Origin of the sequence: Roseibium sp. (assembly GCF_048261595.1) — a bacterium.
Lineage (GTDB): Bacteria > Pseudomonadota > Alphaproteobacteria > Rhizobiales > Stappiaceae > Roseibium.
Map to the genome: position 1 here is coordinate 824,986 of NZ_JBLXFW010000002.1, position 7,764 is coordinate 832,749.

Here is a 7,764-nt window from a genome sequence, read left to right on the forward strand (position 1 = left end):
TGGATGCGCGATGCATCTGGATTGCTGGCAGAGGCGGTGCACGGCGGCAGAACCGCCGGGCACCGTCATGCTAGCAGAAGGCGGGATTCAATGGAGATCCATTGGACCTGAATTCAACCCTTCAGATCCATGCCAACGCCCTTGCACACGAACTCCGTCGTGTAGACCTTGGTGATATCGACACCCTCGGCAACGACACCGGCCTTGACCATGGCGTCGTAGAAAGCCTGCTGTTTGGCGTCGGTCATGCACCCAATACCACTCTCGAGGGCTTCGCCGGACTCAACGAGACCGAACGACTTCATGGTCTCGATCGAGAAGGAGATCTGATCGTCTGTCATTTCCGGATTGTCTGACTTGATCAACTCATTGGCCGCAGCGTTGTCGCCATAGAGATAGTTGTACCAGCCTTCGATGGTGGCATCGACGAACCGCTGGGTCAGGTCCTTGTTGGACTCGACATAGTCCTTGCGCGCTTCGATCAGCGTTGAGTAGGTCTCAAAGCCGGCATCCGCCAGAAGGAATAGCTTCGGCTTGATGCCGCCCTCTGTTTCGATCGCGTAGGGCTCGGAGGTTATGTATCCCTGCTGCGCGGACTGCTTGTCGGCCAGGAACGGACCCGGGTTGAAGGTATAGGGCTTGTACTGGTCGTCCCGGAAGCCCTCATAAGCCGATTTCATCCATTGGAAATAGGAGGCAAAGCCGTCCTTGCCCATGAAGATCGTCGGGAGTTTCGCGAGGTCTTCGAAGTTTTCCAGCCCCTGGTCCGGATGGGCGATAATGACCTGCGGATCTTTTTGAAAAATCGCGGCAATCTCGATGACGGGGATGTCTTCGGCAAGTGCATTAAGTGGCTGAAGCATGTTGCCCGCCATGTAGAAATCGATCTTTCCGGCAAGGAGAAGTGCACGGTTTGCAGCTTGCGGCCCACCCTGAACGATTTCAACCTTCAGGCCGTATTTCTCATAGGTGCCGTCCGCGACGGCCTGATAGTAGCCACCGTGTTCGGCCTGGGCGAGCCAATTGGTGCCGAACTTCACCTCATCAAGGGCAAACGCTGCGGTGGAGGAAAAAAGGGCTGCTGCTGCGACGCTGTATTTAAAAAATGAATGCATGTTGGCTCACCTCTCCTAATAGCTCTCGACCAGTCTGATGGGGTCAGACAGGTATTGTGCTCTGCCGCTGTGCCTCCACAGGCCCTGGGAGCGGATCAGGCAATCATGCCGGATGTAATTAGCAAGGCCTATGCCAGAACCTGGCGCAACCCACGCAACCCTTGGAAAGTCCGGTGTTTCCAATCCGCCAGCCGTAATTCCAAAGAGCCCCCAGTATGTCGAAATTTATCCCACGTCGTCATCATGTCTAGTTTTTGAGCAAACTGCCAAGAGATCTGCTGCAAGCTTTGCCAAGCGTCTGCTTGCCTATTCTGCTCACGCTCCCGTAGGCTCGCGCCTGTCCACTCCTGCCTGCGAGCGAGTTTTCTTTGATGACCAAAGCTCTCACCCCGTCCACGATCCGAGCGCCATTTGCGCGCTACAGCCACGCGGTGGAAGTACCGCCGGGCCACCGCCTGCTCTTCGCATCCGGCCAACTAGGGATCACGCCTGAAGACCACGTCCCGGATACGGTCGAGGCCCAGACACGTCTTTGCTTCGAGAATATCCGCGCGATCCTGTCGGAGGCAGGTATGTCCCTAAACGACCTTGTGCGCATCAACGCCTATGTCACCGCACGCGAACACCTGCCGGGTTACATGAAGACGCGAGACGAATTCATCGGCACGCCGCCTCCGGCATCGACACTCATGATCGTAAGCGGCTTTGCCCGCGAGGAATTCGTCGTCGAGATCGAGGCTATTGCAGCCGCACCGGCCTGACACAAGGCTATGTTTGGACTTGTCTTGAGGCCCCGGCCGGAGAAATATTCATTAGGCTTTGGGGCTTTGCGGAGGCCAGCCTCGAAGATCCACTCTACGTCGCTTTCATTCCTGTTCGGAACTCGGGCAATCGGCTTCACGATTGCTATCTAAGCCTGCAGGTCCAGACAAAGGACCCTACACGCATGCGTCTATGGATAAAGGACCCGATTGCAATCCTTGCCGAGGGGGCCGAACGCGGCCTCGTCGTCGAAGACGGTGTTATCGTCGAACTGGTCGGCAGCGGCAGAGATCCGATGCTCCCTGTCGACCAGACTTTCGACGCCTCGCGGCACGTGATCACGCCCGGACTGGTCAACACACATCACCACTTCTTCCAGACCCTGACCCGCGCGCATCCGGAGGCGATCAACAAGGAGCTGTTTCCCTGGCTACAGGCGCTCTATCCGATCTGGGCAAAAAACGTGACGCCGGAGACCTTCCGTCTTGGGACCCGACTCGCCCTGACCGAGCTTATGATGTCTGGCTGCACGGCGGCCTCTGACCACCACTATCTCTTCCCGCAAGGCCTTGAGAGCGCACTCGACATCCAGGCAGAGGAGGCAGACCGGGTCGGCATCCGCATGACGATGACCCGTGGTTCCATGAACCTTTCCCGGAAGGACGGTGGACTTCCGCCCGACACGGTGGTTCAGGACGAGGATACGATCCTTGCCGATTGCGAGAGGGTGCTCAACCGCTACCATGACACCTCCAGGGGTTCGATGCTGCAGGTCGCGCTCGCCCCCTGCGCCCCCTTCACCGTCACCAAACGCCTGATGCGCGAAAGCGTCAGTCTGGCCGAGAAATATGATTGCCGCCTGCATACCCATCTCGGCGAAACGCTCGACGAGGACGATTACTGCCTTGAAAAATTCTCCTGCCGTCCGGTCGACTATCTGGAAGACTGTGGCTGGCTAAACGAGCGGGTCTGGCTTGCGCACGGGATCCATTTCAATGACGACGAGGTTCGCCGGCTCGGGCATGCTTGCGTCGGCGTCTGTCATTGCCCGACGTCCAACATGGTGCTGGCCTCAGGGCAGTGCCGGACCAAAGAACTGGAAGCGGCCGGCTCTCCCGTCGGATTGGGCGTCGACGGGTCAGCCTCCAATGACAACTCAAATCTGATCGAAGGCGTACGTCACGCTCTCATGATCAATCGCCTCACCTACGACGCCGCTTCTGTCACCCATCTTGACGCCTTCAGATGGGCAACGGAAGGATCAGCCCGGTGTCTTGGCCGCGACGATATCGGTGCACTTCGGATCGGGAAAATGGCCGACGTGGCCTTCTACGCCCTGGATGAACTCCGCTTTTCCGGTGCGGGCGACCCGATTGCGGCCCTCGTTCTGTGCGGAGCTCACATCGCGGACCGCGTCATGGTCGGTGGGGAATGGAGGGTCGTTGATGGCACCCCGACCACCATAGATATCGCGCGCCTACGTCACGAGCATGGCGAAGCCGCAAAACGCTTTCTGGAAAGTCTCTAGAGCCGCAATAACGATGCCGCGGTCAACCGCTGCGGCATCCGGCAGGTCCAGGTATCAGGACCTCGCCCGGAACACACCCGCCCCGGCAATGATCAGCAGGCTCAATGCGCCGACGACCACAAAGGAAAGTCGCAACGACCAGAATTCTCCGATGAAGCCAAGAACGGGAGGCCCGAAGAGAAACGCGCCATAGCCGAGAAGAGCGACGGATGCGATGCCCGCGCCCTTTGACAAACCCGGCTCGGATGCTGCCCGCGAGATGGCAAGAGGAAAGATGACGGCGTTGCCCAGCCCCATCATCGCACAACCGACCGCGACAACCACCAGATTGCTTCCTGACACCAGGAATGCCACTCCGATCACCGCAACCACACCGCTGATGCGTGCAACCCGCGCGCCACCATAGCGGGCGATCAGCCGATCCCCTGCCAGGCGCATGGCCACCATCGCGATCGAAAATACAGTGAACCCTATGGCTGCTTCCGAACTGTCAAATCCCAGCTCCTGGATCTGGTAGAGCGCCGCCCAATCCGTTACCGCCCCTTCGGCCAGCGCTGCGACGAGCGCCATGATGCCAGCCACGAACAAGGCACCACGCGGCAAGACGAAGACTGGAGGCTTTTCCTCGGTTGTCGCCGTGCTTTCCGACGTCCAGGAGGTCGTCAATGCAAAGGCAACGAGCGGTGTCAACATCAGGCACCAGCCAATGAAGTGCGCTGTAACGGATAGCTCCGCCCAAAGCGCGAGGACCCCTGCCCCTGCGCCCGCACCGGCACCAAGGCTGTAGAGACCGTGATAAGAGGACATCACCGGACGGCCGAGCGATTGTTCAACCTCGGCACCCCAGCCATTCATGGACACATCCAATGTTCCAATGCCAAAGCCGGTGATGAAAAAAGCAGCTACGACGACGTAGTCGATCAGCGCGAAAGGCAGGAAAGCGAACCCTGTTACGAGCGCGACAGCGAATACCTTGGCGACCCTGGCAGCACCGAAACGATCGACCAAATGTCCGGAAATCGGAAATCCGATCACGGCTCCCGACGCCATCGCCAGTAGAATTCCTCCGAACTCGGACTCCGAAAGCTCGAGGATCTGTTTGATATCCGGAATACGTGTTGCCCAGACACCAATCAGCGTGCCCAGCACGAAAAAGACCGCACCCACCGCGTGGCGTGCACGTTTGTTTTGTATCAAGATCACAGAACACCAATGGGTTTATCTTGCCGGAACTGGCAGGTTGGAACGGAGCCTATGGATGCCCTTCAGGATCCGCAAGGTGCGGATGGCCCGGTTCACAGAGTTTCGGTGGTTTCATTCCGGAAGCCGTTGCATTTCAGAGGGAGGCTGAAAGATGGATGGGGACACAGTTACCAATACCGCCGCTGCGGCCACGCAGGCGACAACGTTGGGGTCAGGTCAGATAACTGTCGTTCTGATCATGCTGCTATGTGGCGGCCTTGGCGGATTCGCGGCGTGGGTTCTGGCTCCCGAGCGTGACGGTGAACCAGAGAACATCCGCTACAAGTGGTTCGGATATGTTGTGGTCGGCATGATCGTGTCGCTGGCTGTCCCGTTGTTCCTTTCCATGGCGCAGTCCGACCTCATCGGCAAGGACGGCGCGTTCGCAGAAGCCAAGAACGGTTTCATCTTTGCCGGGTTCTGCATTGTGGCCGGTTTCTCTGCCAGGGCGTTCATGACAACCATTTCGGAGAAGGTTCTCCGCGAAATGCAGCAGGAAGTCGTCGAGCTCCGGCACACGGCGGCTGAGGCAAGAGAAGACGTCGAGGAATTGCGCGACAATGTTCAGGTGCCGGTCGGCAGCGGTGCGGGTGCAACTGCGGCGGCGGGTGCAGGCAAGCCGCCAGCCCCTGCTGTCGCTCCTGAAGTTGCAGCAGAGACGGCCGACGCCCTGAACGATGAACAGAAGAAGGTTTTGCGTGCCGCGGGAACCCTGACGATGCGAACGACATCCGGCATTGCCAAGGATGCTTCGCTGCCAAGACCGGCCGCCAGCAAGGTTGTCGAGGAACTGATTGCCAAGGGTCTGGCGGAACGAACGACCTCTCCGACCACCGGCGATCCGAGGTTCCGGGTCACCCCGGTCGGAAGCTCGGTGCTCAATGCAATAGACCGGAAATGAACAAGCCGTCTCTATGCAAACAGGGCGCTTGAACGCGCTGTGCTTTCGTCACGGCCTGTCACGGAAAAGCCACCGGCTGCATAAGCCCGTGATGCGACGACCGTATCTGATCGACGGTCGCCATTAGGCCGGTCAGCCGCTCCACCAGCCTCTGTATCAGCTCCTGCGGGGCCTGTATCACTTCGGCCGGATGCGGAACCGTCAGTTGCCTTGGCATCGTCCCCGCGCAGCGCTTCCGCAGACTCGGCGCGCAATTGGGCCTGCGCTTCTGCCAGTTGCGCGCGGGCCTGCTGGGCAACCTTCAGATCCTGGGAGGACGGCTCGGCGGGAGCGGTCGCAGCACGGATCACGATCTGCATCTTGCGAATAGTCGCCTCGGGGGTCCGCTCGCCAGAGGTATCGATAGAAACCTCCCCGCCAATCGCGTACCGCTTTCCGTCCGGGCCTTGCTGGAAGGAATAGGACGGAGCGCCCGCATAGGCGCCGCCGACCCGCGCATGTGCCTGTTCGTGCGCCCGAACCTCACGGTCGCGCTGTTGAAGTTCGCGGACCTGTTTCTCTTCGGCTTCGTTCAGGCCGTCGCCATCAGAGTCCCCCTCGTCTGTCGCAGACGTTCCCTGGTCCGAACTGGCAGTCGAAGCAGCAGACCGGCTACCAGGAGCACCGGCTTCGCCCTGATCAGCCCCGGGCGCAGAGCCTTCAGCATCACGGTCCTCTGTGCCTCGGTCATTCCCGCGGGTTACGGCATCTTCATTGTCGGCTGTGGCATCGGCGGTTGTCGCCGTTTCAGCCCCTTCCTGAAGAGCCAGAACCGCTTGCAGCGTCAGAGGCTGGACGTTGCCACTGCTTTGACTGCGATTTGCAGGACTGCCCTCGGCCTGCTCGGACGAAGCGTTTCCGCGTGCATCGGCATCGCTGTTGGCAAAACCGCGCGGGTCCGCTGCGAGGCCACTACCCCGCACGGACGAAATCGCTGAATTTGACAACACCGCGCTGATCATTGCGGAAGTCTGCCAGCGTCTTGCTAGTGGAAAGTTAAGGGCGATTAACGTCCGCGTTCAGAATTCCGTGATCGTGACCTGACTGCTCAAAATTCAAGCCTGACGCTTCGGCTGCAAATCGCTACTGTTGGCCTGCACGTATCTGTTTCTTTTTGAGGTTTTCAAATGGCCAAGCTTCCGCGCCGGTTCTGGCATGAAATGACGACGACGGATTTTGCCTCACCTGATGTATCAGACTGGATCGCTGTCTTGCCGGTTGCAGCCATCGAACAACATGGCCCACACCTTCCGGTCATCACCGATACTGCTATCGCGAACGGCCAGATTGCACGGGTGGTGGAGCTTTTGCCCGCCGACCTACCCGCCACATTCCTTCCCGTTCAGGCGATCGGAAAATCGAACGAGCATATCTCCTCGCCGGGAACCCTCACGCTCAATTGGGAGACGGTCACAAAGGCGTGGTACGAGATCGGCGAGAGCGTTGCGAGAGCAGGCATCCGCAAGCTCGTGCTGATCAATTCTCATGGAGGCAATGTCCCGATTATCGATATCGTCGCGAGGGAGCTCCGCGTCCACTACGAAATGCTGGTTACGGCCACCGCATGGGCGCGCTTCGGGCAACCCGAGGGACTGTTCCCGGCGGAAGAATTCACATACGGAATTCATGGCGGCGATATCGAAACCTCGATCATGCTCCATCTGCATCCGGACCTCGTTCGGATGGACCAGGCACGCGACTTCAGGTCGGCCCAGCAGGACTATATCAAGAACTACAAGTACTTGCGTGGCCACGGCCCGCAGCAGTATGGCTGGAAGGCACAGGACCTCAATCCGGCGGGTGCTCTCGGCAATGCGGCCAATGCGACAGCGGAAAAAGGCAAACTCTCACTGGATCATGCAGCGCAGGGCTTTGTCGATCTCTTGCATGACATCCACGCATTTGACGTCGACGATCTCTGGCAACCGGAGGGATAGATGCTCGTTCACCCGCGGATAAGGACGACCATCCGGTAACCCTCCTCCCGCTTTCGGCATTTGATTGTTTTATGCGCTCGCCGTTGAGATTTTTGTCTGTCGCCGCGCTACGATCGTAGGTGAAGATGGACCTTTCGCGAGCCGAACGGGCTGCCGTTCCCGGGTTTCAACCGGCATAAGCGCTGCGTTTGAGCGAGGCTTTTTATATGTTTTCGTTGATCTGGTTGCGGGGGCAGGATT

The 7,764-nt window shown here is 59.0% G+C and carries 7 protein-coding genes; 4 read left to right on the forward strand and 3 right to left on the reverse strand.

Annotated features, from left to right (window positions below; all coding sequences use genetic code 11):
• Positions 1 to 113: 113 nt before the first annotated feature.
• The gene (locus ACN0SY_RS11090) at positions 114 to 1,115 is read right to left on the reverse strand and encodes an ABC transporter substrate-binding protein (protein ID WP_417687180.1); all 1,002 of its coding nucleotides are present in this window, start codon (positions 1,113 to 1,115) and stop codon (positions 114 to 116) included.
• Positions 1,116 to 1,486: 371 nt separating this feature from the next.
• Here ACN0SY_RS11090 and ACN0SY_RS11095 point away from each other — a divergent pair, with 371 nt between their 5' ends.
• Together ACN0SY_RS11095 and ACN0SY_RS11100 are read left to right on the forward strand one after the other, a co-directional pair.
• A complete protein-coding gene (locus ACN0SY_RS11095) occupies positions 1,487 to 1,876 on the forward strand; it encodes a RidA family protein (RefSeq protein ID WP_417687181.1) in 390 nt (129 codons plus the stop codon).
• A 185-nt stretch (positions 1,877 to 2,061) separates the two neighbouring features.
• The gene (locus tag ACN0SY_RS11100; RefSeq protein ID WP_417687182.1) at positions 2,062 to 3,405 is read left to right on the forward strand and encodes an 8-oxoguanine deaminase; all 1,344 of its coding nucleotides are present in this window, start codon (positions 2,062 to 2,064) and stop codon (positions 3,403 to 3,405) included.
• 54 nt (positions 3,406 to 3,459) lie between these two features.
• On the opposite strand, the gene ACN0SY_RS11105 is transcribed toward ACN0SY_RS11100, so the two are convergent.
• A complete protein-coding gene (locus ACN0SY_RS11105; RefSeq protein WP_417687183.1) occupies positions 3,460 to 4,602 on the reverse strand; it encodes an MFS transporter in 1,143 nt (380 codons plus the stop codon).
• Between the two features lie 157 nt (positions 4,603 to 4,759).
• Between ACN0SY_RS11105 and ACN0SY_RS11110 the strand changes: the two genes are divergently transcribed.
• Positions 4,760 to 5,548: a YEATS-associated helix-containing protein gene (locus tag ACN0SY_RS11110; RefSeq protein WP_417687184.1), complete on the forward strand. Its 789-nt coding sequence runs from the start codon at positions 4,760 to 4,762 to the stop codon at positions 5,546 to 5,548.
• A gap of 11 nt (positions 5,549 to 5,559) precedes the next feature.
• Here ACN0SY_RS11110 and ACN0SY_RS11115 read toward each other — a convergent pair whose 3' ends face one another.
• Positions 5,560 to 6,549, reverse strand: coding sequence for a putative metalloprotease CJM1_0395 family protein (locus ACN0SY_RS11115; protein ID WP_417687185.1), 990 nt, complete (start codon positions 6,547 to 6,549; stop codon positions 5,560 to 5,562).
• Between the two features lie 165 nt (positions 6,550 to 6,714).
• Here ACN0SY_RS11115 and ACN0SY_RS11120 point away from each other — a divergent pair, with 165 nt between their 5' ends.
• On the forward strand, positions 6,715 to 7,524 hold the full coding sequence (locus tag ACN0SY_RS11120; RefSeq protein WP_417687186.1) for a creatininase family protein: 810 nt from the start codon (positions 6,715 to 6,717) through the stop codon (positions 7,522 to 7,524).
• Positions 7,525 to 7,764: the final 240 nt, after the last annotated feature.